Below are 25,597 nucleotides of genomic sequence, written 5' to 3' on the forward strand. Positions count from 1 at the left end.
CTCGTCACTGCTGTACCAAAGCCACGCCTCGGGTGTGCAACCGCGCATCCGACGGGAAGACATCCACAGTTCCTGTCCATGCCTATTCCAGCAGCACGCATACGCGCCTATCACGAGGTCACCAAGCACCATCCGCGCCAGTACGCGCCCGGACCGGGCCGCCTGGACTGGATCAACCAGCCGGATCCGTTCCGGCGGTTTCAGGGCGCCCCGGCCGTCCGCTTGCCGCTGGCGGCGGACAGCCTGACAACCGGCTATGCCGATCTGTACCGTCCCGGTGCCGTGCCGGCCTGTCCGCTGGACGGGGAGCACGTGGCGATACTGCTGGAGCTGTCCCTGGGACTGTCGGCCTGGAAGTCCCACGGGGGCAGTACCTGGGCGCTGCGCTGCAACCCCTCCAGCGGCAACCTGCATCCCACCGAGGGCTACGTGGTGTGCCCGGCACTGCCGGGCCTGGACGACGGGGTCTGGCACTACGTCGCCGAGTCGCACACGCTGGAACGGCGCGCGCGGCCCGGTGCGCCGGGCTGGTCCGCGCGTTTCCCGGCCGGCGGGGTGCTGGTGGGCCTGAGTTCGATCCACTGGCGCGAGGCCTGGAAGTACGGGGCACGCGCCTATCGTTACTGCCAGCACGATGCCGGCCACGCCATGGCGGCGGTGCGCTACGCGGCGGCGGCACTGGGCTGGCAGGCACGCCTGCTGGACGGCTGGGACGACGATGCGCTGGCGGCGCTGCTGGGGCTGGACCGGGAGGCGGATTTCGAGGATGCCGAGGACGAGGCACCGGATGCGCTGCTGTGGGTGGGGCCCGGGCGCGCGGCGCCGTTACCCGGGGACCTGTTGCCGGGGCTGGCGGATGCCTGCTGGCAGGGCCGGGCCAACCGCCTGAGCGCAAGCCATGTGCACTGGTCGCAGATCGCGGCGGCGGAGGCAGCCGCGCTGAAGCTGGAGCCGGGGGCGAACGCGCGCCGGGCGCCGCCGGCACGCCCGCCGCTGGCTGCGCCGGCCGGGAATCCGAACGCGGCAGGCCTCATCCGCCAACGGCGCAGCGCTGTTGCCTTCGACGGGGTGACGGGCCTGTCGTCGGACGCGTTCTACCGCATGCTGGATACCCTCCTGCCCCGGGAAGGCACGGCGCCGTGGGACATGCTGCCCTGGGCGCCGCGGGTGCACCCGGTGTTGTTCGTGCACCGGGTGGACGGCATCGCGCCGGGTCTGTATGTGCTCGCCCGCGAGGATGCCGCCCTGCCGGCATTGCGGCGGGCCATGCGCGAGGAATGGTTGTGGCACCCCGTGCCCGGCTGTCCCGCGCACATCCCCCTGCGCCTGCTGGCGTCCCTGGACGTGCGCGATTCGGCACAGCTTATCTGCTGTCATCAGGAGATCGCCGCCGATTCCGCGTTTGCCGTGGGCATGCTGGCGGCGTTCGGCGTCGCCCTGGAGGCGGCGCCGTGGTGGTACCGGCGGCTGCACTGGGAGGCCGGGGTGCTGGGTCAGGTGCTTTACCTGGAGGCGGAGGCGGCCGGCGTGCGCGCCACCGGCATCGGCTGTTTCTTCGATGACGAGATGCACCGCCTGCTGGGGTTGCGGGACGACGCCTGGCAGACCGTGTACCACTTCACCGTCGGCGGCGCGGTGGATGATCCGCGGCTCAGTACGCTGCCTCCCTACGCGCACCTGGATCCCGGGAACTCGCGGTAGCCGTCACCCCGTGCTGACATTGAACGGTTGAATATTGGCACGACGGTCCAGCAGACTTGTCCTGTGGAGTCCCGCCGATCCGCCGCCACCCGTTCCCGGGGCACCTTCGTTGCGCCGTGGTTCAAAGCCCGTCAGGAGCGAGCATGACGATATCATCCGCTGCATTGACCGACACGGAACTGGATGCCCTGGAGGCCTTCCTGACCTCCGACGTCACCCCGGAGACCGCGATGACGCTGTCCACCCTGGACGGATACTTCACCGCTATCGCCCTGAATCCGGACCTGATCATGCCGAGCCGCTGGATGCCGTGGGTGTGGGATATGGAATCCGGCAGGGAGGCGCCGGAGTTCGAGTCGCACGAGGAGGCCGAGCGGGTGCTGGGGCTTCTCATGCGCTATCACAACGAGGTGACGGCGGCCGTGAGCGCCGGCGAACCGGACCCGGTGTTTGTGGGAGACAAGGATGGGGAGGTGACCCTGGTGAATCTGTGGGCCGGCGGATTCCTGGTCGGAGTCCTGAAGTTTGCGGAGCCCTGGTGGATGGAACTGATGGAGAAGCAGCCGGACAAGGTCGCTCCGATTCTCATGTTCGGAAGCGAGGACGGACTGAACTCCCTCGAAGACCATTTCGAGGATCTTCAGCAGGTGATGGACCGCGCGCCGGATATCATCACGATGGCGCTGGATGGCTTGTGCGAATACTTTACGCCGCTTCGGGCACGGGCCGCGGATGAGCGCGTGAGCACGTACCGGCGGAGCGAGCCCAGGGTGGGCCGCAATGATCCCTGCCCCTGCGGATCGGGAAAGAAGTTCAAGAAATGTTGCGGCATGAAACTGCATTGATATGGAAGCTGAAGTCCGGGAAATCCGTGATCACCTTGTCCAGTTCCCGCCCTTTGATACCCTGAGCGAGGAACTGCTCGACGAGCTGGCCGCATCGGTGGAGATCACCTACTTCCAGGCCGGTTCTGCCATCCTGGCGTCGGGCGACCCGATTCACGAGCTGTTCTATATCCGAAGCGGGGCGGTGGAGGTATATCGCCACAACGGCGAGCTCTACAATCGTCTCGGGGAGGGCGACATCTTCGGCCAGCTCGGGCTGCTGCATCACCATCGCGTGCGATTTCCGGTCAATGCCATCGAGGACACACTGTTGTACCGGATTCCGGAATCCCTGTTCGACCGTCTGTGTTCCGAGGATGACAGTTTTGCCGACTTCGTCGAGCTGTCGGGTTCGCGCCTCAAGAGCACGGTCGAAGAAAGCATGCGCAACAACGATATGATGGTTACGCGTGTGCGTCGACTGATCACCCGCCTGCCGGTCATGATCGAGGAATCCGCCTCGGTGCAGGAGGCCGCGCGCCTCATGACGGAGAACGACATCTCCGAGGCACTGCTCCTGGCGCCGGGCAATGGCGAGGATTCGGACCGCGTGTTCACTGACTCGGAGGACCGGCCATGGCGGCTGGCCGGCGTGCTCACCGATCAGGACCTGCGCGAACGCATTGTCGCCGAGGGCGCATCTGCCCAGACTCCGATTCGCGAGATCAGCCACGGCAATCTGATCACCATTCAGTCCGACGAGTCGGTGCACGAGGCCATGCTCGTGATGCTGCGCAACAATATCCATCGGCTGCCCGTGCTTCATCGGCGCCGCCCGGTAGGCGTGGTGCATCTCTCTGACATCGTTCGTTACGAGACCAACAGCAGCGCATACCTCGTCAGCAATATCTTCAATCGGACGACCGTGAAGGGTCTCGCACGCCTCACGCCCGATATCCGTGCGGCCTTCGTGCGGCTGGTGGACCAGGGCGCCACGTCGCAGATGATCGGCAACGCCATGTCGAGCATCGGCCGCAGCCTGATGCGCCGCCTCGTCGAACTGGCCGAAGCGGATCTGGGTCCGCCCCCGGTTCCGTACTGCTTCATGGTGCACGGCTCACTGGCCCGCAACGATCAGTCCATCATCACCGACCAGGATAACGCGATGGTGCTGGACGACTCCTTCGATCCGGAGGCGCACGACGATTACTTCCGCGAGCTTGCCCGGCGGGTGAGCGATGGGCTCGACGCCTGTGGGTATCCCTACTGCAAGGGCGGCATCATGGCCACCAACCCGCAGTGGCGCCAGCCGCTCGCGCACTGGAAGCGAAACTTCGAGCAATGGATCGCCAGGCCCGATCCGCAGCGGCTGCTCCACAGTTCGATATTCTTCGATCTGGATGCGGTCTGCGGCGAAGAGCGCTTTGTCGAGGAACTGCAGGACCTTGTCGCCGCGCGCGCACAGGCCAGTCCCTTGTTTCTTGCCGCACTTGCGCGCAACGCCATCAGCCGCACACCACCGCTCGGCCTCTTTCGGACCTTCGTGATGGAAAAGGACGGCAGGCACGACAACACGATCAACATCAAGCGCCGCGGTGTTGCGCCGATGAACGATGTGATCCGCGTGCATGGGCTCGGCGTGGGTTCGAGCGCGCAGAACGCCTTCGAGCGTCTGGACGACATCGGCAAGGCCAGTGCGCTGCCGGCCGGGCAGACGGACAGGCTGCGTTATGCCCTGGAGTTCCTCTCCCTGGTGCGCTTGCGTCACCAGGCCCACGAGATCAGGAATGATCAGCCGGTCGACAACTCAATCGAACCGGAACACGTGTCGGCCGCCGATCGGCATAATCTGAAAGAGGCCTTCCAGGTTCTGAGCAACGCGCAGAAGTTCCTGCGTTTCCGTTATCCCAGCCCCGTGCGTTGAGCCGATGGCCGGCGACCGGTCACACCAAAGCGAAGCGCCCACCTGGCACGAATACTTCCGCCTGCAGGCGGAAGCCTGCACGGACCCGGTTCTCAAGCGGTTCTATCATGCGGGTCTGCCGCCGGAGGATGCGTTGATCAAGGACGTGCCGCTGATGGCGCTCGATTTCGAGACCACGGGAATGGATGCGCAGACGCACTCGATCGTCAGCATCGGCATGGTGCCGTTCAGCCTGCGCACCATAAGGCCGGCTGCGGGGTGCTACTGGATCGTCAAGCCGTCGAACGCGCTGCTGGAGGAATCCGTCGCCTTCCATGGCATCACGCATTCCGAGATCGAGCGTGCACCGGAACTCGATTCGGTGCTCGATGATGTGCTGGATGCGCTGGCCGGTCATCTGGTCGTGGTGCACTATCGTGATATCGAACGTCCGTTTCTGGACCGCGCCGTCATGGACCGGCGCGGGGAGCACTGCCTGTTTCCTCTGATCGATACCATGACGATCGAGGCGCGATGGGAGCGCGAGGGCCGCCTCAGGCGCATCAAGCGCTTCTTCGGTATCAAACCACCCTCCATTCGGTTGTCGGAAAGCCGTGCCCGTTACGGTTTGCCCGCCTATTCGGCCCACCATGCCAAGGTGGATGCCATGGCCACGGCCGAGCTGTTTCAGGCGCAGGTGGCACGGCATTACTCGCCGGAGACGCCGGTTTCATCGCTCTGGGTTTAACGCCCCTGCGAGGTTGGCGCACGAGGAAACGAAAGTAGCGGCCGAGGCCGCTGATTTCAGCGGATGGCCGGTGCGTTCACGTCTTGACCGGCCGGGGCTCGCTCAGCAATCCCTTGACGATGGCAAAGCATCCGATCAGCAGAACCAGCGTAAAGGGCAGCCCGGCGGAGACCGCCACGGCCTGGAGAGCCGCCAGACCCCCGCCGAGCAGGAGGGCGATGGCGACCGCGCCCTCGATCACGCCCCAGAACACGCGCTGCGGTTTGGGGGCATCGATCTTGCCGCCCGCCGTGATCGTGTCGATCACCAGAGAGCCGGAGTCCGACGAGGTGATGAAGAACACGATCACCAGCACGATGGCGATGAACGAGGTGATCTCGGTCAATGGCATTTCTCCGAGTACCATGAAAAGCTGCAGGGAAAGATCGGCGGCGGCGGCCCCTTCGAATCCGCCCGTCAGCTGGTGGATGGCGGTGCTGCCGAAGGCTGTCATCCAGAAGACAGACACGGTCGAGGGGATCAGCAGGACGGCGATCAGGAACTCCCGTACCGAACGGCCCCTGCTCACGCGGGCGATAAACATGCCCACGAACGGCGACCAGCTGATCCACCAGGCCCAGTAGAAGGTCGTCCATCCCTGGCTGAAGTTCGCGTCGTCGCGCGCGAAGGGGTTGGCGAGAAAGGGAAGCGCGACCAGGTAACTGCCGAGGTTCTTGAAGAATCCCGTGGCAATCATCAGCGTCGGACCGACAAACACGACGAACATCAGCAGCAGGAATGCCAGCAGCATGTTCAGCTCGGACAGGCGTTTCACGCCCTTGTCCACGCCTGCGACGATGGACACCACCGCTACGGCGGTAATGCCGGTGATCAGCAGGACCAGTGTGGTGTTGCCGCCGCCGAGCCCGAACAGATGACCGAGACCCGAAGCGGCCTGCTGTGCGCCGATACCGAGCGAGGTGGCGAGCCCGAACAATGTGGCGAACACCGCGAGTATGTCGATGACATGCCCCGGCCAACCCCAGATGCGCTCGCCGAGCAAGGGGTAGAAGATGGAACGCATGGTCAGGGGAAGGCCCTTGTTGTAGGCGAAGATCGACAGTGACAGCGCCACGATGGCGTAGATCGCCCAAGGATGCAGTCCCCAGTGGAAGATGGTCGCGGCCATGGCCAGGCGCGTCGCCCCTGCCGGATCGTCGGCCGCCGCCCCCAGCGGGGACCAGTCGGTGCGGACACCGTCCTCGCCCAGGGTCGTGCCGCCGAGCGCGGTACCGTAATGCGTGAGCGGCTCGGAGACGCCGTAGAACATCAGGCCGATACCCATGCCCGCCGCAAACAGCATCGAGAACCAGGAGAGCCTCCTGAAGTCGGGGGTCGCGTTGGCGCCACCTATGCGCACTCGGCCCAGCGGCGACAGGATCAGGCCAAGGCACAGCAGCACGAAGATGTTCGCCGCCAGGAGGAAGAACCAGGTCATGTGCGTGTTGATCCAGTTCTTCATCGCATCGAACGTGGCCGTCGCCTGATCGGGGAGGGCGAGCGTAAGTATGACGAAGGCGAGAATGACCAGAGAGGACACGGCGAACACCGAACCGTGGATGTCGATGTTCACTCCAAGCGGGCTGGCCTGGTAGTTGTCCTGACCGATCTGATAGTCGGTATCGATCAGGTTGGCCGCGCCCTCGGGGGCGGGGACACCAACCGATTCGGTCATGTTCCCGGAGGAATTGTCCGGTTCTTTGTCCACGGGACTCTCCCTTGAATGCTTATGGATTATTCAGGCGCTTCCGGACGCACGAGAAACACGGACGCCTTCGTATGGCCGGCGACCTTGCTGCCGTTGGCGGGGATGATCGCATCCAGATGCCTGGGAAGGTGGGTACCCATGACGATCAGGTCGGCGTCGACCTCATCGATCGCCCGCACAAGAATATCGTCGAGGTCGGCCACCGGATCGTGGCTGTTGTAAACGCGGACCGTCGGTTCATGTCTGCTGTCCGCCGCATGCTCGTGAGCGAACGCCTTGAGCTTCTGCGCATACTCTTCAGGGGTACGCGCCACGGAACTGGGTTGGGAGGTTGTCACGCCGACGTAGCAGAGCGCCGCGTCGTAGTGACGTGCCAGGTCGACAGCAGCGGTGAGCGATCTCTCCAACGCGCCCAGATGCGCAAGATCCACCGGTACCATGATCTTCTGGAACATGAGCAAGGCTCCTCTTGCAGTTGCAGGAAAGGAAGTCCTCCGGGTGATTCATCATGATTAGCCTAGCATCAATTGGCCGCCCGGGTGGCCGCGGCCTGCTGTCGCAACAGACGGCAACCGGGTGAGAAACGGACATCCGCTCCGGACCCGATACGGCGGGCCCCGGGGGCGCGAGTCAATTGAGAAACGGCGCATGAGACGATCCCCTAGAAATCAAAGCGCGCGCCCGCGGCAAGGACCTGGCCGCCCCCCGCGGTCCATGCGGTTTCCGCGAGGCCCCCGCGCTTCTCGGTGAGGGCAGCGGTGTCTTCCTCGTAGTAATACTCGGCAAAGAGCTTCATCCGGGGGAGCAACTGGTGATCCACGCCCAGGTGGACGATGTTCTCGCCATAGTTCTCCACATTGGCCAGCATCAGCTTGAAGGTGTTTTTGCCCGCCGTATATCCGCCATAGAGGTTCACGGCGCGGTCGCCATCGGCGCCGTAACCGGAGGTGATCCGGCTGTCGTGCACCTCGTACTTGGCGCCGATGTACAGGTTGCCCATGGTCCGCAGCATCGAGATGCCGTAGATCCGGGAGTTGAATTCTCCGCCAAGATCATCCATGCCCACGGATACGGTCGTCCTTCCGTAGGTGTAGCTGCCTGTCACCTGGATGCGGTCGTCGCCATCCGCACCGTTACTGTCGCTCCAGCCCGCCCCGAAGTAAAACCCGCGGAAGCCGGGGCTGTAGTAGGCGACCGTGTCGCCGCGGCGAAAGGCGGTATAGGTTGCGAAACCGCTGTAGTAGGAGCTGAACATGTCCACCGGATAGGCGATGGCATTGTAGTACGGCATCCACATCTGGCCGTAGGAGACGCTGCCGAAATCACCCCGCAGGCCGATCTGGGCGACCCGGATGTCCTGGTCCTGATCCCAGGGGTCCTGCACCGCCTTGTTGGCGAGATCCAGCGGCAGTTCCAGCTGGCCAAACAGCTCCATGGTGCCGCCAAGCGCATAGTCGGCTTTGAAACCGATGCGCGAGTATGCATCCCGGATCCCGGTGTAGGCATCCAGGACCGAGGTGTCGTCGGGACGCACGGATTCAGCGTGGACACGTGCCGATCCGTAGAACTGAAAGTTGATCTCGTCGGCGTTCGCGGCGGCAGGCGCGGTGAGGGTCATGGCCATGGTGGTGGCAATCAGATTCTTGTTCTTCGGCATGAGTGCGCTCCTTGGCGGGAAAGGAACCATTTTCTTCTCACGTTGTTCTTTGAACCGGCCGGACCGCAATGGCCTGCAGGCGTGAGATGCATCCCACGCGAGGCGCGATCCGCCCCTGCGTCGGCAACGAGTGCGTTGGACGCGGCACGGGTTGTCCGGAGCCGGCAGGATGTTCGACGCATCGGGCGGGTTCCGGTCGTGGCTGTTGCGGGGCACCGATGCATTCCACGGCGACGGATGAACGCTCGTGTGAGTATAGCCGTCTCCCGGATCCCCTCCGTGGATTCCGATGCAAGGTTCGGTCGGGCGCGACGGAGGTGCCCGTGCTATTCACGGACATTCGGGAGGGACTTGGATCGCGTCGGTATGCCCGGTCTCGCGCAGCGATGACGGCGGAGCGGATCCTGGGGTGCGGGAACCCCGACATCCATGGGGCACCCCGGAGAGAATTCCCCGCCGGCCAACATCGGCGTCCCCGACCGGCCCTTTGTTCGCCGCTTTCGCCTTCCGACGGAGTGAATGGCACCGCACGAGGGGTAAGGTACACTGATCCACCATGACCGCGATCTTCCAGCGTATCTTCAACGTGCGCCGCGACGAACTGGTGCCGGTGCTGTTCGCGGCGCTGTTCTTTTTCTGCATCCTGACGGCATTGATGCTGCTGCGGCCCGCGCGCGACGCGCTCGGCCTGCAGCGCGGTATCGAGGCGGTGCGCTGGCTGTTCATTGGCACGGCGGTCATCACGCTGCTGGTGAACCCGGTGTTCGGCCTGCTGGTCAGCCGCTTCCGGCGCCTGCACTTCATCTCTCTCACCTATGTCTTCTTTGCCCTGAGCCTGCTGGGCTTCTACCTGCTGATGGTGCTTACACCCGAGGCGGTGGGTGTCACCAGCGGACAGGTGTTCTACGTCTGGTTCAGCGTATTCAACCTGTTCGTCACCATGGTGTTCTGGGCGCTCATGGCGGACCGCTTCTCCCTGGAGCAGGGCAAGCGCTTCTTCGGCATGATCGCCGTGGGCGGCACCTGCGGCGCCATCTTCGGGCCGTGGCTGGCATCGGTGCTGGTGCGGCCCATCGGCACGCCCGCGCTGCTGCTGGTGTCGGCCGGGTTTCTGATGCTGGCACTGGCCGCCGCCTGGATGGTGGCCCGCCTTCAGCCGGAGCAGCCCCGGGAGGTGGATCCTGCGGACCCCGAGGCCCCGCCCGTGGTCAGCGAGCACGCCATCATCGGGGGCAGTGCCTGGGAGGGCTTTCGCGCGGTGTTCCGGTCACGCTACCTGCTGGGCATCGCCGCCTACGTGGTGATCCTTGCGATCATGGCGACCTTCATCTATTTCACCCGCCTGCAGATGGTGGCCGCGCTGGGCGACGATCTGGATCTGCGCACGACCTGGTTCGCGCGCATCGACCTGATCACCCAGGTGGCCACCCTGCTGCTGCAGGGGATCGTCGCAGGTCACCTGATGAAACGCCTCGGCGTGCACGTGACGCTGGCCCTGCTGCCCGTCACGGTGGCGCTGGGCTTCATCGGGCTGGCGATCGTCGGTTCGCTGGCGGCGCTGATCGTGTTCGAGGCGACATTCCGCGCCGTGCAGCGCGCCATCATGCGCCCCGCGCGCGAGACGCTCTACACCGTTGTCAGCCGCGAGGACAAGTACAAGTCGAAGGCCTTCATCGACACCTTCGTCTACCGGGGCGGGGATGTGGTCGGCGCGCAGACCGAGGGCCTTCTGGGGCGCCTCGGTATGGGTCTGGCGGCACTGGCCAGCGTCGCCGTGCCGCTGGCACTCGCCTGGGCGGCGCTCGGTTTCTGGCTGGGCCGGGCGCAGCAGCGGCGCGCGGGCCATGCGGATCAGGGGGCGCTCGTCCCGGGGCTCGAACCACTGGAACAGAGGAGATAGAAGACCATGACCACACGCCGCCAAGTGCTCAAGCTCACACTGGCCGCCGGCGCCGCACTGGGGCTGCCCGCTGGGCTCCTGCAGGCAGGGTCCGCTCGCGGGAATCTGATCACGCGGGTCATCCCCTCCACCGGCGAACGTGTGCCGGTGGTGGGCCTGGGCAGCTCGGCCACCTTCGCTCAGGTGGCCCGGAGCGAGGATGTGTCGGCGCTGCGCGAGGTGATGTCCGCCATGCTTGAACACGGTGGGGCGATCTTCGACACCGCGCCTTCCTATGGCGCCTCCGAGGAGGTGGCCGGCGACATCGCGCGTGCGCTGGGCATCACCGACAAGGTCTTCTGGGCCACCAAGGTGAATGTGGCCGGGCGTAATGGCGGGCGCGCGGATCCGGAGGCGGCGCGCGCCCAGCTGGAGAGTTCGTTCTTCCACCTGAACACGGAGGTCATCGACCTGATCCAGGTGCACAACATGGGTGACGTGCCGACCCAGCTGGGCATGCTCAAGGAACTGAAAGAGGAGGGGCGTGTGCGGTATATCGGCGTCACCACCACGTTCCCGCACCAGTATCCGGAGCTGATGGAGGTGATGCGCCGCGAGCCGATCGATTTCATCGGCACCGACTACGCCATCGACAACCGCGACAAGGAGGACACGATCCTTACCCTCGCGCGGGATCGCGGCATCGGCGTGCTGGTCTATGCGCCGTTCGGTCGCACAAGGCTGTGGGAGCGCGTGCGCGGGCATGAGGTGCCCGGGTGGGCCGCCGAGTTCGATGCCCGGTCGTGGGGGCAGTTCTTCCTCAAGTTTGTGCTGGCGCACCCCGCGGTGACCGCCGCGACGCCGGCCACCAGCCGCGCGCGCCACATGATCGATAACATGGGTGCGGCGTACGGGCGTCTTCCGGACGCCGATGCCCTCCGCCGGATGGTGGCGCATATCGAGAGCCTGTGACCGCCGGGTCTCCCGGACGGTCCGCCGGCATCGGCCCGGCCGGGTCCATGCCCGGCTGTTGAGGCACGGTGAGCCGGCGGTTCCGCGTCGGCCAACCGCTCCAGTCTGTCGTCAGTCAAAGGGCCCCGAATCAATCGGGGTCCTTTGCGTTGCGGCAGGGTTTTCGTGCGGGCCGGGACCCGGATGCCTCGTGTGTTGCTGGGAAGCAACACAGAAAAATCTTTTCCCAAGAGTCGCTTAGGTGGGTTCCGTGCCCCCCTGTTGTCACTGGGTGACAGCCAGGCGCCACGGCATCATGCGGTTTTCACGCGGGGCCTGTACCCGGGAGGCGACACGGCGTCGGTTCATGTTGCGGTGCGCCCGCAGAGGCGCTCTCTTAAATTTCGCAACATAAACAATCAGTTGAAATGACATTTCCATCGTTGACAGACGATGGCATCGATATTGCTCCTCCATGGCCGTGACGCGTCAACGGATCTGACAGCGGAGAAGTTCGCACCTCGCCTGGTCATGCACGGAAGTGCGAAGGCGCTCGCCGGGGATGGCGAGGCGTGGTCACGGTATGCGGTGAGTGATTGTCACACGGACGGACATGAACCCGCGAAGACTCTGCGAAAACATCGAGTCACTTGCAGAGAAAACTCGTTAAGGAGGGAAATCATGTTGAACAAACAGTTCAGACGACCATTGATCGGCGCCACGAGTGCGTTGGCCCTGATCCTGGCCGGCGGACAAGGCGTCGCCGAGTTCACCCAGGATCGCACGCACTTGCATGCCTCGCACATCGTGCTGGCGCAGGCGGCCGGTCTGGATGCCGGTGCAAACGCCGCCACCGGTGCCGAGGCTGCTTCCGGTGCCAACGCCGGGACAGCGGCTGACGCCGCTGCCGGTGCCAATGCCGCGACCGGTGCCGAGGCTGCCTCCGGCGCCAATGCCGGGACAGCGGCTGACGCCGCAGAGGGCGCCAACGCCGCAACCGGTGCGGACGCCGCTTCCGGTGCCAATGTTGCTACTGATGGCGCGGATGCCGCCACCGATGGGGCGGATGCTGCCGCGGGTGCCGATGCTGCTACGGGGGCCGAGGCGGCCACCGATGGCACTGACGCTGCCGCGGGTGCCGATGCCACTTCGGGTGCGGATGCCGCCACCGACGGTGCGGATGCCTCTGCCGGTGCCGAAGCGTCGGCCGGTGCGGATGCCGCGACCGACGGGGCTGAGGCCTCCGCCGGTGCCGATGCGTCTGCGGGCGCCACGTCCGTTGATGACGGCAGTGCGTCCGCCAGCGCCGAGAGTTCGGCCAGCGCCACTTCCAGCTCCGACGGCGGCAGTGCTTCTGCCAGTGCCGACAGCTCTGCCAGCGCCACCTCCGGTGATGATGGTGCGTCCGCCAGTGCCGAGAGTTCGGCCAGCGCCACTTCCAGTTCCGACGGTGGTAGTGCTTCTGCCAGTGCCGACAGCTCTGCCAGCGCCACCTCCGGTGACGATGGTGCGTCCGCCAGCGTGGATGCCTCAGCCGGCGCGACCTCCAGTGCCGATGGCGGCAGCCCGTCCGCCGATGCGTCCGGCAGTGCCGGGGCCAGCATCGATTCATCGGGTGCCTCTGCCGAGGCGGATGCTTCCGCCAGTGCCTCCAGCTCCATCGACACGGGTGCCGAAGGCGGTGCCAGCGTCGAGAGCAGCGCGTCTGCCGATGCCGGAGCCGCTTCGGGCGGCACGACCGACACTACCGCCGGTGCGGACGGCATTGCCGCGGGCGACGGTGGTGCGGATGCAACGGTCGACGGTGGCGCCACCGCCGGTGTCGATGGCGGCGCGTCCGATGGCGTGAGCAGCGGCACCACGTTGGGTGCCGCCGCTGAGGGCAGTGCCTTCGGCGCCAGCGAGTCCGGCGAACCCGTGTCGGCCAGCGCCAGCGCCCAGGCCTCCGCCAGCGTGCAGACCAGCCCCGAGGGCGTGGTCAGCGGCTCGGCGACCAGTGGTGCCAGTGCCGACGTGAACGCCGACATTGGTACCGCGACCACCTCCGCTTCGGCCACCGGCGCTTCCGGCGCCGAGAGTGGCGGTATCGGCGCCGAGGCCGGTGCGACCACCGAGGTGGGCGCCACGGCCGAGATCGGTGATAGCGGCATTGCGAGCAGCTCGTCCCAGGCCGGTGCCGGTGCGTCTGCCGCCAGCAATGAGAGCGGTGGTATCGCGCTTGCCGAGTCCATGGGCATGGCCCAGGCCGGTTCCATCGACGGGTCCGGTGTCAACCAGGCCGCGACCGCCGCGTCTTCCGCTGCTGCCGCCGCGTTCGGCATTGCCGCCGACGGCTCGGTGAGTGCCGCGGTGTCCACTTCGGTCGAGGCCGCTGCCTCCGCCGCCGCCAATGCCGCCGAGGCGGCCCAGTCGGCGGCCCAGGCGAGCTCCGCGGCCGAGGCCCAGGCCAGTGTCACGCAGGCCGGTGAGGCTGCGGTTGAGGCCCAGGCTGCGGCGGAAGCGGCTGCCGAGGCTGCGAGCATTGACGGCTCCGCGGAGGCCCAGTCGGCCGCCGAGGCGGCTGCCGAGGCCGCGAGCCAGGCGCAGGTGGCCAGTGATGCAGCCGATGGCTTTGTAACCGCGCACTCGAGCTCCTGGTCCAGGACGGTGGAGACGCCGCACATGACCATGACACTCGCCCGCAGCCACAGCGTGGCCAACGCGCCCGGTGAGGGCAATGCCGTGGCGCATTCCTTGGCCAAGGCCCAGTCCTTCAACACGCCGGGGAATACTTCCTCGACTGCGATGGCCAGGTCCATGGCCAAGGCGGTTGGTGATGCCGAGGCTTATGCGAGTGCGGCCGCCGAGGCTGCGGTCGATGCCGAGACTGCAGCAACCGCCGAGGCCGTTGCCGAAGCGACGGCGCGTGCCGAGATGGCCGCCGAGGCCGCGGCGCAGGCCGCGGCTGAAGCCCACTCGATCGCGACCAGCGAGGGTACGGCTGAAGCCGAGGCTGCTGCCGAGGCTGCCGTGGAAGCCGCACTCCTGGCCCAGGCCCAGGCCGAAGCCGCCGCGCGTGTGGCGATCGTCGAGCCGGATGTCTCCGAGCCCGAAGAGGCGACTGCCTCCATTCAGTGATGCACATCGCTGGATGACCCGTCCAGGGAAGGACATGACCGGGTGGCCGCTGCTCACGCGCCGGCCACCCGGTCATTCCCATTCTACCGGCGCAAGACTCACGAACCGGCAAGGCCGGTGGCGACGGTCGAGTGGACAGGACACTCGGGCAACTGATCAATCGCAACCCGTTTCGAGGAGTGACCATGTTTGAACGCATATCCATATTCATCATCGCAGCCATGTTCACCATGCTGGCAGTGCCCGGGCTGTGGGCGCTCACGCTGTCGGCCACGGCGGATGAACACGTCGAAGGAGGGACCACGATGAGCAGTCAGGAAACATCCCGAGACACGCTGCGCGCCGGCAAGTCGGATACCGGCGCCCGGGCCAGCGCCAGCGCCACGGCCAGCGCAAGTGCAAGTGCAAGTTCGAGTGCCAGCGCCAGCGCCAGTGCCAAGGCGGGCGCGTCGTCTTCCGCGGACGGTTCCGGGAAGGGCGGTTGCCGGGCGGAGTCCTCATCGACCGCCGAGGCGAGGTCCGGGGACGAACACGTCTACGACTCGGATCGGGACGCGGCATATGACGAAAGCGGCGATTGCCGGGCCGAGGCCGAATCCAGTGCAAGCGCGAGGGCGGGAGATCGAGGGGGCGAGTGATGCTCGCCCGGTCCGGCTTGTTTCAGCAACTTCAGTCAGAGGAGAGCCGCAAGAATGATGTACACAAATGCGGACCGATTGTTGCGCGGGGTCGCGACGACCCTGCTCGTGGTGAGCGTGTCGGGGTGCTCATGGATCGGCCTTGGCGGCAGCAGGGATGCCGCTCCCGGTGATACCGGTCTCTACGCAGCGCATGCGGGTGAGCTGCAGCGTCTGGACGGAGACCGGGAATGGGAGATGCAGACCTGGGAGACGCGCTCCAATCTCTCACCGGGTACGGAACTGGTGGTGCGGCATCCCGACCTGCAGGGCGCGGGGGACGCGCTCCGGGAGATGATTCATCTGCGCCGGGTGGCATGGGTGAGAAGCGAGATCACTCATGAGGGCGACATCGTTCCCGTGGAAGGCAGCACCTGGGCGGTGGCAGACGTCGATGAACTGCGGGTGCCGTTCAGAGTGGAAACCTATGACTCCGATGCGCAGACCGTGCGCGTGATCCCAGAGGACAGACTGGGGCGGGGCCTCTACTCGCTGCAGCTTCGCACCAGGTCCAACACACTCAGTGCCCGGCTCGGCATTGACTGGAATTCCGTGGACAGGCGGCAGTACTCCGCCGCCCACTGCGTGGATCGCTATCTTGGCGCCACGGTTCGCTATCGCCCGTGTTCCGAGCAGGAGCAGGCGCTGGCGTCCCGGTGGCTGAGGATCCATCTGGTCGACCCGGAGATGCGCGAGGCTCTTGGGCAGCAGAAGCTCATCGTTCAGGGCGTGGTGGTCAATACCTCCGAGCGCAAGCGCAGGGTGCCCACGCTCGAGGCGCAACTGCGTTCCACCGAGGGCGAGGTGCTCAAGACATGGCGGTTCGATCCCGTGTCGGCAGAACTCGATCCCGGCACTTCCACGCGCTTCCGCAGCGAGATACCGGATCCGCCCCCCACGACGAGGAACGTGCACGTCACGTTCTCGTTGGGCGGCGCGAGCTGATCCGGGCGCGGCATCTGCAGCGTGCAGTCTTCCCTAAAACCAATCCAAGGAGAACAACCTCATGGCCTTCAAGCCTGTATCAAGAAAAACGATGATCTGCAGCGCGGGTGTGCTGTGTCTGGGTCTGCTGCCGCAGGTGGTGCTCGGCGCGGCATGGACGCGGCCGCAGGGGAGCCTCCTGGTGCTCGCGCCGGTGTCCTACACAGTGGCCGACAAGGCCTTCGATGACAGCGGCAATCGCGTGGACCGGCTGCGTTTCAGGATGGTGGAGTTCAGCCCGCTCATCGAGTACGGGGTCACCGATTCCTTCACCGCCGGCATACAGCCGAAGTACAGGCGGGTCAGTGTCGACACGGGAAACGGAACGGCCACCAACTCCGGACTTGCGGAGACCGATCTGATCGCCCGGCAGCGTTTGTGGAGCCGGGATCAGGCGGCCTTCTCGGTTCAGGGGACCGTCAAGGTCCCGATCAACCCGGATGAGGATCACGCCGCCGCGCTGGGACGCGACCAGGTGGATGCTGAGATCAAGTTCATGTACGGAAACCGTCGCCCGGTGGGAGGGGGGCGGATTTTCTACAACAGTGAAATGGGGTTCCGCAAGCGTTTCGAGGGGCCCGACGATGAACTGTCGATCAATGCATTCATCGGCTGGACGCCGGGAGGCGCATGGTCGGTCATTGCACGCTCCGCCAACACCTTCGGCATCGGCAACGATGATGAGAACGGTGACGTGCTGACCGCCGGACCCAGCTACACGCGTCACGATGCGCAGCTTATGGCGAGCTACCGGCTTCCCAACACCATGTCCGTGGTGGGCGGCGTCTCGACCACTTATGCGGGTGAGAACGTGGGTGTCGGCCGAACCGGGTTCATGGCCGTGACGATGCCTTTCTAGCGGCGCCTTCTCACCAGGTTGTTCATCTGGAGGGTTGCCGCGATGCAGGGGCCTTCTCGCGTAGGAGCCCGGTCCTCCGGGCGAACGGCCCCCCGCACCGATGGATCGATCGCCCGGGGGACCGGGCTCCTACAATGCGTGGGTGTGTACACAGCCTGCTTACGGTCCGGATAGGGCGCAGCCGCATCCCGCCTACCGGGCTGAGGCATGGCGGATGCGCTTTGCTTATCCGCCCTACGTCTCCAAGCTCGCCTGTGAACAATCTGGTGGGTTTACGCATCTGGCACTGCTTCGGCGAGAGGAGCGGTAGCCCTGGTACAGGGGTGTCACGTGGAGCCCCTTTTCTTTCGGAAGGAATTCAGCCCCCGGGAGTCCATCAGTCCTGCTCGTGCAGTTCGTGACGAACAGGGTCCAGGGACATCAGGTAGACGGCGATCGCGCGCCGGTCGTCGTCGGTGAGGTGGCTGGTGCCTTCGTTTATCACGTCGGCCATGTCGCTGCCTGCGAAATCCCCGTCCGGATCCATGCCCATGTCCAGGTAGCGCACGATGTGGCGCCCCCGCCAGCGGCCGATGCCGGTTTCCTCGTCCGGCGTGATGTTTGGGATCACGTCGCCATTGGGCAGGCGCTGGCCGGCGAACAGCCGGCTCGGGTCCAGACCCCCGGTAAGGGTGCGAGGGGTATGGCACTCGGCGCAGTGGGCCATGGCGTTGGTCAGATAGGCGCCGCGGTTCCATTCGTCCGATTCGGATTCACGCGGATGAAACTCGCCGGGGCGAAGGTGCAGCACGTTCCAGAAGCGCAGCCCCGGGCGGAACCGGGCGTACCAGACCAGCTCGTGGGGCCGATTCTCCTTCCTGACGGGTTCGATTGACTGGAGATAGGCCCAGATGGCCTCGATGTCCTCGCGCTTCATGCGCGTGTAGGAGGTGTAGGGCAGGGCCGGGTAGTAGTGGCGGCCGTCGGGTCCACGGCCCTGCTGCAGGGCGCGTACCAGGTCGTCGGCGGTCCAGGCGCCGATGCCGGTGTCCGGATCCGGGGTGATGTTGGGGCCGTAGAACGTGCCGAACGGGCTGTCGATGGCACGGCCGCCGGCCAGGAACGGGGCGTCGTCCGATTTCGCTGTGTGGCAGGAAACGCAACCCGCGGCGCGCAGGTTGTACTCGCCCCGCTTGACGAGTTCCTCGTCCGGTCCGGCGTGCAGAACGGACGCCGCCGCGAACAGGCAGCCGAAAAACAGCGCGGGCCGAAGCCCGCGCCCTGGTAACGTGCGGAAACGCAACATCAGGCCGTCAGTTGCTCTGACGGAAGTCGTCGTGGCACGCGGTGCAGGACTGGCCCAGTTCGCGGAAACGCGGTCCGAGGTTCTCGTCCCCGCCTTCGATGGCCTCCAGCAGTGTCACGGCCGCGTTGTGGGTTTCCGTGGAGAGCTGTTCGAAACGCTCCATGTTCTCCCAGATACCCGGCAGGGCATCCGTGTCGCCGAAATCGGTGCCTTCCGGGAAGAGGGAGGGGATGTCCCGGGACATCTCCACGATGAACCCGGCGTGCAGGGCCAGATTGCCGCGATAGTCCTCCGCGCCGTCCACGATCACCGCCGCCAGGGAGGCCATGTTGCCGCCGATGGCCCGCATCGCGCCCTTGCGGTAGTCGATCTTGATTTCGTCTTCCTCGAACGCATGCACCTGGGTCACGGCGCCGAGCCCGAGCCCCAGCGTCAGGGCAATTCCGAAACACAATTCACGGACCAACAAAGCGGGTTGCTGCATGTCATACCTCCTTGATCAAGCCGACTTGGGATGTAACGTGCGCAGAAGTTATTGATTGTAAATAGCTATCCGGACGGGGCCGGCGGGGAGACCGGTCCGCGGCCCGGTTGCGGTTATTCTAGACTCATGAGGTCTAGACTCAACCCCGGACCGATGGTTCACCCGTGCCCCGCACTTGACGCCCGGCGCCCGCCCAAGGATAATTCGCCGCTTTCAAGCGCCCGTAGCTCAGTTGGATAGAGTACCTGGCTACGAACCAGGTGGTCGGAGGTTCGAATCCTTCCGGGCGCGCCAGACCAGAAAGGGCCCACCTCTGAGGTGGGCCCTTTTTTGTGTCCTGAAGGGGTCCGGCCGGATCCTGCGCGCTCGTTACCGTACCCCGCTGTACTGCACCAGTGTCATCGTCAGGGCGGGCCAGAAGGCGATAACCAGCCATGCGAACATCAGGGCCGCGAGGTAGGGCAGCACGAAGCGCACGAGCCGGAAGTAGGGAATGCCGGTGATGCTGCTGGCCACGTAGAGGTTCAGGCCGAACGGCGGGGTTATGAAGCCAATGGCCGCGCCGACCAGAAAGATCACCGCGAAGTGGATGGGATCGACGCCCATGGACACCGCGATCGGGGCCAGGATCGGGGCCAGGATGATCGTGACCGGCAGGCTTTCCAGCACCATGCCGGCGATCAGTACCAGCGCCATGCAGGCGAGCAGGACGGTGTAGTAGCCGCCCAGTCCGCCCAGAAAGGCATTGAGCACCTCGGCCGCGCCGAGCAGTGACAGCACCTGCTGCATGACCACGGAGACTGCGATCAGCGGTGCCAGGATGCCGGTGATCTGTCCCGAGCGCATGAGGATATCCGGCAGCTTGCGCAGGCGGATCTCCCGGGTGACGAGCACGCCGGCGAGCAGGCAGAAGCCGACCGTGATGCCGGCGGCCTCGGTGGGGGAGAACAGGCCGGAATAGATGCCATAGAGCACCAGTGCGATTGCGACAAAACCCAGGTAGGCCCGCAGACCCATGCGCAGCGAAGTGACCGCATTGAAGCGGATCACGGTGCCCCACTTGTACCGGCGCGCCACAAGGAAGCAGGCGAGCATCATCATCACCACCATCAGAATCCCGGGCAGCATGCCGCCGATGAACAGGTCGCTGATGGAAAGGTTCATCAGGAAGCCGTAGACGATGAAGATGATGCTGGGCGGGATGATGATGCCTACCGTGCCGCCGGCAGCGGCGGTGGACGCTGCAAAGCGCTTGTCGTAGCCGTTCTCCACCATCTCCGGGTGCATGATGGAACCGATGGTGGCCGTGGTGCCCGCGTTCGAGCCGGAGATGGCCGCGAACAGGCCGCAGGCTCCGATGGTCGCCATGCCCAGGCCGCCACGCAGCCAGCCGAGCACCGAATAGGCGAAATCGGCCAGACGTTTGGCGATGCCTCCGGCGTTGATCAGGTCCCCGGTGAGTATGAACAGGGGCAGGGCAAGCAGGCCGTAGAAGGACAGGCCCTCGAACAGCGTCGAACCCAGATTGAACAGGGTGAAATCGATGATCAGGCTCACGCCGATGATCCAGAAGCCGATCACGAGGAAGACCGGCACGCCGATGATGAACAGGAACGTCACGCCGAGGGTCACCAGCAGTATCAGTTGTCCGTCACTCATCTTCGTGCTCCGCGCTCAGTCGAGCAGAGTGGGTTGGTCGAAGGGGCGCCCTGTCCGGAAGGTTCGCCAGTCCTCGTACAGGTTCTGCAGGGCGCGCACGATGATCAGGGACCACGCGAGCGGCGTGGCCAGATAGAACCACCACTGCATCATGTTGTCGGTGCCGGGGACGATCGCGAAGTTCTGGTGGGCAAGGACGACCTGCTGGCTGGCAAAATAGATCACGATGATCGCGAAGCCGATCCAGAGCATGGCATCCAGCACGTGGCAGCCGAACTGCAGGGAATAGGGCAGGCGAATGCGTATCTCGTCGAGGCTCAGGTGCGTGCGCCTGCGCACGTTGTAGGAAGCGCCGAACCATGCCAGCCAGAGGAACAGCAGGATCGGAATGCTCGTGCTCCAGGGCGCCTGTACGTTGAACAGAAAGCGACGCACCACCTCCACGCAGATGATGCCCGCCATGAAGGAGTAGGCGATCAGGATGATGATCTTCTCGATGTTGCGGTCCAGCCAATACAGCGTGCGCATGGGAAGGCCGCGCCTCTTGCCGGCTGGGTCGGAGCCGGCGGGCGGCGGCCCCGGCGGATGATCGTTCGCGGACATGGAGGCTTACCGTACGCTCAGGAGAGGATCCGCGGCGGGTGTCCGTGATGGCCAAACGGGAGCTGCCGTCCCTTGCGCCGCGGCCGCGGAACCCGGTGAGCCCCGGATCCCGCGGCCGCGGGTGGAACGGTATTGCTCCCTTGGCTGGAAGTCAGAGGCACCCTGCCGGTGTGGTTCTGGAAATCAGCTCTTCCACCAGCGTCGCGGAGGTACGTTGACCGCCGCCATGTCCCTGGGGATCTCCCGGGCGATGGTGTGGATCTCCTTGTAGGTATCATGACCGCCGGACCACTGGTTGAGCCGCTCGCGCCATTGCTCCCACGGGCCGGGGTTGAATTCCGGCGAACACATCTCCTCGGCCTTGCGCAGCTCCGCGTCGGAGAGCTCTGCCACCCGCACGTTGTGTTCGGCAAACAGCGTACCCGGGCGCGGCGGATTGCTTGCCCCGACGACGGTATGCAGCGCGCCCTCATGCATGCCCTGGGTATAGATCTGCGCGGTATAGGCGGACTCCATGACCTGATCCTGGATGTCGGAATCCATGCGATCGAACACCCGGGCGTCCATGGCGGTGTGTTCCGTGCCGCAGAAGAAGCGAAGATCCACGGCCTGGGAGATGACCGGCGTCATGCCGGCGTAGGCAACCGCACCCATCCATGTCTCGGCGCCGTCGATCAACCCCTGGCGCAGCCCGTCGAGGGTCTCTTCCCAGGCGATGGGCATGGGGTTGAGGTCGAGCAGCTGCATGGCGATGCGTCCGAGCTGTGTTCCCGTCACGCGATTGCGCGTGCCGGCAATGTCCTCGACGCTGGTTACCAGCGGCCGGTCGCGCCAGCGCTGGCCCAGCATGATGCCGCGCAGTTCGCAGTGGGTGAACAGGAAGTGGATATTGTGGCGACTGCGCAGGGGTGCCCGGAACAGCTCTTCGCTGCGCGGATCATAGAAGAAGTGATACTGGGAAGCCCGCGTCGGGAACATGTAGGCATAGTCCAGCACGTTCATGTACGGTGCGGCGCCCGCGGAGTTCTGGGTGGAGGCCGAGTACACCTGGATAATGCCCTGCTGGGTCTTGCGGGCGCAGTCGAGCTGGCCGCAGATCTGGTTGCTGCCGATGAACTCGATACGGACCGCCCCGTCGGTGCGATCCTCCAGGTCCTTGACGAAGAACAGCTGTCCGGATTTCTGGATATCGAGGTTGCGCTCGTTGAAGCCGGAAGCGCCGAACTTGAGTTCAATCTTCGGTTTGGTTGCGTTGCGTTGCCGTTGCGTGTGCTCGGCGGCTTTGGCCAGTTGGGGCAGGGTCACCATGCCGCCCATGCCGGCCGCCGCAATCAGTGTGGATGTCAGGCCGTAACGCGCCGAAACCTTGAGAAAATCCCGGCGCGAGATGCCCTTCAGCGTCTCGTCATTCATCTTTCCCCCTCCTCACCTCTGGTCTGCTGCTTCATCTGCGGGCCGTGCGATTCGCGCCGCCCCGCTCGTTTTCCTCTTTCCACGCCGCCCCCGGCCGGGGCCCGGTGCGGGTGGGAAGCTGGAGCCGATCAGTTTCAGTATTGACGACATCCGAGGGATGTCAAGTACAAAATGAGACAAAATGTCTCATTCTTGTGCTATATGATTTCCATATGCCAAGATTTGTGGGCGGGAGTGAGACATAGGGTCCCATCGCCAAGGGCCTGTGGATCGGCATAAGAGGCGCTCTCCGCAGCCCTCAGAGTCCGTCTGTGCCGGGAGGCCGACCGGGGTGGGGCGTGCGGCTGAATGAAGGCGCGGTGTTGCCGAGGTCGGGCATGCACGAAAATTCAGGCGAGGTTTGTCATGGGGAACACAGAGGGTGCGTACGACTACATCATCGTCGGGGCCGGCTCGGCCGGCTGCGTGCTGGCAAACCGGCTTTCGGCCGACCCCGGCAACCGCGTGCTGCTGCTGGAAGCGGGGGGCAACGACACCAGCCCCTGGATCCATATTCCGGTCGGCTATTTCAAGACCATGCACAATCCGAAGACGGACTGGTGTTACCTCACGGATCCTGACCCGGGTATCGCCGATCGGCGCCTCCAGTGGCCGCGCGGCAAGGTGTTGGGGGGGTCCAGTTCGCTCAACGGTCTGCTCTACATTCGCGGTCATCGGGAGGACTATGACCGATGGCGGGATCTCGGCAATCCCGGCTGGGGCTACGAGGATCTGCTGCCCTACTTCATCCGCTCCGAAGACCAGTGCCGGGGCGCAAACAGGTATCACGGGGTGGGCGGTCCGTTGCGCGTCTCGGACCTGCGCCTGCGTCGGGAGATCGCCGAGCGGTTCATCAAGGGCGCCGAGGAGATCGGTATACCGCCCAATGACGACTTCAACGGGGAGGAGCAGGAAGGCGTCGGTTACTTTCAGCAGACCGCCTACAGGGGCATGCGCATCAGCGCCGCCAAGGCCTTCCTGAAGCCCGCGCGCAAGCGTCCGAACCTGCATGTCGAACTGCGCGCGCATATGCGCCGGTTGTTGCTCGATGGTCCGCGCGCAACGGGTGTCGAGTACCAACAGGGAGATGGCGTCCTGCGGCGTGCATATGCGCGCGCGGAGGTCATTCTTGCCGCGGGGGCGATCGGTTCACCGCAGATTCTCCAATGCTCCGGCATCGGTGACGGCAAACATCTGCAGGAACTCGGCATCCCGGTTGTGCACCACCTGCCGGGCGTGGGAAGCAACCTGCAGGATCATCTGCAGGTCAGACTGGTGTTCAAGACCGGTCTGCCCACCATGAACGATGAGGTCAACAGCCTGATCAAGCGGGCATGGGTCGGCCTCCAGTACGGGCTGTTCCGCACGGGTCCGATGACCCTCGCGGCCAGCCAGGTCTGTATCTTCACGCGCTCGAATCCCTCCGTCGAGCGCCCCGACATCCAGTTCCACATGCAGCCGCTCAGCGCCGACAAGCCCGGGGAAGGGCCGCATCCCTTCTCGGCGTTCACTGCGTCGGTCTGTCAGCTTCGTCCCGAGAGCCGCGGGCAGGTTCGGATCGTCTCGCCGGATCCGCTGCAATACCCCTCAATCCAGCCCAATTATCTCTCGTCGGAACTGGATCAGCGGGTGACGGTCGGCGGGATCAAGGTGGCCCGGCGGATCGCGGCTGCGCCTTCGCTTGCCCCCCACATCCTGGAGGAATATGTGCCGGGCGCAGAGTTCCAGAGCGACGAGGAACTGCTCGAGGCCGCGCGCCGCTTCAGCCAGACGATCTATCACCCGGCGGGAACCTGTAAGATGGGGGTGGATGGGCATGCGGTGGTGGATGCACGCCTGCGGGTCCACGGTGTCGAAGGACTGCGGGTCGTGGATGCGGCCGTCATGCCGGAGATTACCTCGGGCAATACCAATGCGCCGGTCATCATGATCGCGGAGAAGGCCTCCGATATGATCCTCGAGGACGCTCGCCGGGGTGAGACAGCCGCCGGTGCCGGAAGTGAAGCGGGCCCGTAACAGGCGGTTGGGAAACTGCCGGGCGGCCTCATGCTGTGGTGCGGAGCGGCTTGACTGCGTCTGTCCTCACATGCACAGATCGCATTCCCGCCGCTTTGCCTCTTTCCCGGCATGCGCCCGACGCTGTTTCGGCAGTCTGCGAGCTGCGCCATGGCGTGTGCCGCCGGAGAGCGCGCTCGGCTAGAATGCCGGATCACGGGAGAGAACTGACTTGATGAAACGCAAACCTGACACTGTGCCCCCCAAGGGTGCAAATCGGGGCCATACGGGCTCCACGCTCACGCGTGCCTTCAGTCTGCTCGAGCAGGTGGTGGAGGCAGAGCGGCCGCTCACCGGGGCGGATCTCGTGGATCTGCTCAGGTTGCCCAAACCGACCGTGCACCGGCTGGCCCAGCAGCTTGAACAGCAGGGCCTGCTGCAACGTGAGCCGGACGGACGTCGCTATGCGCCCGGTCACCGGTTGCGCAAGCTCGCCTTGCGGGTGCTTGCGCACTCCTCGGTGGCTGCGCCCCGACACGCGATTCTTCAGTCGCTTTCCGACCAGCTCGGCGAGACCTGCAATATCACGGTGCTTGACGGCAACCAGACGGTCTATTTCGATCGCGTGGAAACCAACTGGCCGGTGCGCGTCCAGCTGCCTCCGGGTTCGCGGCTTCCCCTGCACTGTACGGCCAGCGGCAAGCTGTTCCTTGCGCACATGTCGCAGCGCGACCGGGGCCGCCTGATCACGGCGGCGCCCCTGAAGGCATACACGGACCATTCCCTGACCGATCCCGGGCTGCTGGAAGACGAGCTGCAGCGCATTGCCGCCGAGGGTCTGAGCACGGATAACGAGGAATTCATCACCGGTATGGTGGCGGTTGCCGTGCCGGTCTACGATGCGAGCGGCCATATCTGTGCCACGGTCGCAGCGCACGCACCGACGGTGCGTAAACCGTTGCAGGAGCTGCGCCGGCATGTGCCGGCCCTGCGGCTCGCCGCGGCCTCCCTGGCATCCCTGTTCGACGGTGAGGCAGCCGTCGAACAGGGCTCTGCCAGGCGGCGGTGAGCG

Annotated in this window: 20 protein-coding genes and 1 tRNA gene; 13 read left to right on the plus strand and 8 right to left on the minus strand. The window is 65.3% G+C overall.

Going from position 1 to position 25,597, the window contains the following annotated elements:
• Positions 1 to 78 precede the first annotated feature (78 nt).
• The 4 genes from THITHI_RS0101230 (at position 79) to THITHI_RS0101245 (ending at position 5,176) form a co-directional block, all read left to right on the plus strand.
• A complete protein-coding gene (locus THITHI_RS0101230) occupies positions 79 to 1,701 on the plus strand; it encodes a SagB/ThcOx family dehydrogenase (RefSeq protein WP_018231248.1) in 1,623 nt (540 codons plus the stop codon).
• A 143-nt stretch (positions 1,702 to 1,844) separates the two neighbouring features.
• Positions 1,845 to 2,546 (plus strand): UPF0149 family protein, encoded by a 702-nt coding sequence (locus tag THITHI_RS20945; RefSeq protein ID WP_026185947.1) that lies wholly within the window; start codon positions 1,845 to 1,847, stop codon positions 2,544 to 2,546.
• Position 2,547: 1 nt separating this feature from the next.
• The gene (locus THITHI_RS0101240; RefSeq protein ID WP_018231250.1) at positions 2,548 to 4,449 is read left to right on the plus strand and encodes a DUF294 nucleotidyltransferase-like domain-containing protein; all 1,902 of its coding nucleotides are present in this window, start codon (positions 2,548 to 2,550) and stop codon (positions 4,447 to 4,449) included.
• Positions 4,450 to 4,453: 4 nt separating this feature from the next.
• Positions 4,454 to 5,176, plus strand: coding sequence for a 3'-5' exonuclease (locus THITHI_RS0101245; RefSeq protein WP_018231251.1), 723 nt, complete (start codon positions 4,454 to 4,456; stop codon positions 5,174 to 5,176).
• A gap of 76 nt (positions 5,177 to 5,252) precedes the next feature.
• Here the strand turns inward: THITHI_RS0101245 and THITHI_RS0101250 are convergent, their stop codons facing one another.
• From THITHI_RS0101250 to THITHI_RS0101260, 3 genes are all read right to left on the minus strand, one after another.
• The gene (locus THITHI_RS0101250) at positions 5,253 to 6,890 is read right to left on the minus strand and encodes a BCCT family transporter (RefSeq protein WP_156820579.1); all 1,638 of its coding nucleotides are present in this window, start codon (positions 6,888 to 6,890) and stop codon (positions 5,253 to 5,255) included.
• Positions 6,891 to 6,949: 59 nt separating this feature from the next.
• Positions 6,950 to 7,378 carry a universal stress protein gene (locus tag THITHI_RS0101255; RefSeq protein ID WP_018231253.1) on the minus strand — a complete coding sequence of 143 codons (429 nt, stop codon included), beginning with the start codon at positions 7,376 to 7,378 and terminating at the stop codon, positions 6,950 to 6,952.
• A gap of 206 nt (positions 7,379 to 7,584) precedes the next feature.
• The gene (locus tag THITHI_RS0101260) at positions 7,585 to 8,580 is read right to left on the minus strand and encodes a porin (protein WP_018231254.1); all 996 of its coding nucleotides are present in this window, start codon (positions 8,578 to 8,580) and stop codon (positions 7,585 to 7,587) included.
• Positions 8,581 to 9,136: 556 nt separating this feature from the next.
• Here THITHI_RS0101260 and THITHI_RS0101265 point away from each other — a divergent pair.
• From THITHI_RS0101265 to THITHI_RS0101290, 6 genes are all read left to right on the plus strand, one after another.
• Positions 9,137 to 10,480, plus strand: a complete 1,344-nt coding sequence (locus tag THITHI_RS0101265; RefSeq protein WP_018231255.1) for an NTP/NDP exchange transporter — start codon at positions 9,137 to 9,139, stop codon at positions 10,478 to 10,480.
• 6 nt (positions 10,481 to 10,486) lie between these two features.
• Positions 10,487 to 11,431, plus strand: a complete 945-nt coding sequence (locus tag THITHI_RS0101270; protein WP_018231256.1) for an aldo/keto reductase — start codon at positions 10,487 to 10,489, stop codon at positions 11,429 to 11,431.
• A 660-nt stretch (positions 11,432 to 12,091) separates the two neighbouring features.
• Entirely contained in the window at positions 12,092 to 14,527 is a 2,436-nt protein-coding gene (locus THITHI_RS20505) for a hypothetical protein (RefSeq protein WP_156820444.1), read from the plus strand.
• A gap of 185 nt (positions 14,528 to 14,712) precedes the next feature.
• A complete protein-coding gene (locus THITHI_RS0101280; protein WP_026185949.1) occupies positions 14,713 to 15,165 on the plus strand; it encodes a hypothetical protein in 453 nt (150 codons plus the stop codon).
• Between the two features lie 54 nt (positions 15,166 to 15,219).
• Positions 15,220 to 16,149 (plus strand): DUF3426 domain-containing protein, encoded by a 930-nt coding sequence (locus tag THITHI_RS0101285; protein WP_026185950.1) that lies wholly within the window; start codon positions 15,220 to 15,222, stop codon positions 16,147 to 16,149.
• 61 nt (positions 16,150 to 16,210) lie between these two features.
• Positions 16,211 to 17,047, plus strand: coding sequence for a hypothetical protein (locus THITHI_RS0101290; RefSeq protein WP_018231257.1), 837 nt, complete (start codon positions 16,211 to 16,213; stop codon positions 17,045 to 17,047).
• Between the two features lie 376 nt (positions 17,048 to 17,423).
• Here the strand turns inward: THITHI_RS0101290 and THITHI_RS0101295 are convergent, their stop codons facing one another.
• Complete coding sequence (locus THITHI_RS0101295) at positions 17,424 to 18,332, minus strand: cytochrome c (protein ID WP_018231258.1); 909 nt, start codon at positions 18,330 to 18,332, stop codon at positions 17,424 to 17,426.
• A gap of 7 nt (positions 18,333 to 18,339) precedes the next feature.
• Entirely contained in the window at positions 18,340 to 18,816 is a 477-nt protein-coding gene (locus THITHI_RS0101300) for a c-type cytochrome (RefSeq protein WP_018231259.1), read from the minus strand.
• Between the two features lie 217 nt (positions 18,817 to 19,033).
• On the opposite strand from THITHI_RS0101300, the gene THITHI_RS0101305 reads away from it, so the two are divergent.
• Positions 19,034 to 19,110: transfer RNA gene (locus THITHI_RS0101305), tRNA-Arg, on the plus strand.
• Between the two features lie 75 nt (positions 19,111 to 19,185).
• Here THITHI_RS0101305 and THITHI_RS0101310 read toward each other — a convergent pair.
• The 3 genes from THITHI_RS0101310 to THITHI_RS0101320 form a co-directional block, all read right to left on the minus strand.
• The gene (locus THITHI_RS0101310) at positions 19,186 to 20,475 is read right to left on the minus strand and encodes a TRAP transporter large permease (protein ID WP_018231260.1); all 1,290 of its coding nucleotides are present in this window, start codon (positions 20,473 to 20,475) and stop codon (positions 19,186 to 19,188) included.
• Positions 20,476 to 20,490: 15 nt separating this feature from the next.
• Positions 20,491 to 21,003, minus strand: a complete 513-nt coding sequence (locus THITHI_RS0101315) for a TRAP transporter small permease (protein ID WP_026185951.1) — start codon at positions 21,001 to 21,003, stop codon at positions 20,491 to 20,493.
• Positions 21,004 to 21,261: 258 nt separating this feature from the next.
• Positions 21,262 to 22,491 (minus strand): TRAP transporter substrate-binding protein, encoded by a 1,230-nt coding sequence (locus THITHI_RS0101320; protein ID WP_018231262.1) that lies wholly within the window; start codon positions 22,489 to 22,491, stop codon positions 21,262 to 21,264.
• A 405-nt stretch (positions 22,492 to 22,896) separates the two neighbouring features.
• On the opposite strand from THITHI_RS0101320, the gene THITHI_RS0101325 reads away from it, so the two are divergent.
• Together THITHI_RS0101325 and THITHI_RS0101330 are read left to right on the plus strand one after the other, a co-directional pair.
• Positions 22,897 to 24,546, plus strand: coding sequence for a GMC family oxidoreductase (locus THITHI_RS0101325; RefSeq protein WP_018231263.1), 1,650 nt, complete (start codon positions 22,897 to 22,899; stop codon positions 24,544 to 24,546).
• A gap of 214 nt (positions 24,547 to 24,760) precedes the next feature.
• Entirely contained in the window at positions 24,761 to 25,594 is an 834-nt protein-coding gene (locus THITHI_RS0101330) for an IclR family transcriptional regulator (RefSeq protein WP_018231264.1), read from the plus strand.
• The last annotated feature ends 3 nt before the right edge of the window (positions 25,595 to 25,597 follow it).

This window comes from Thioalkalivibrio thiocyanodenitrificans ARhD 1, from assembly GCF_000378965.1.
GTDB lineage: Bacteria > Pseudomonadota > Gammaproteobacteria > Ectothiorhodospirales > Ectothiorhodospiraceae > Thioalkalivibrio_A > Thioalkalivibrio_A thiocyanodenitrificans.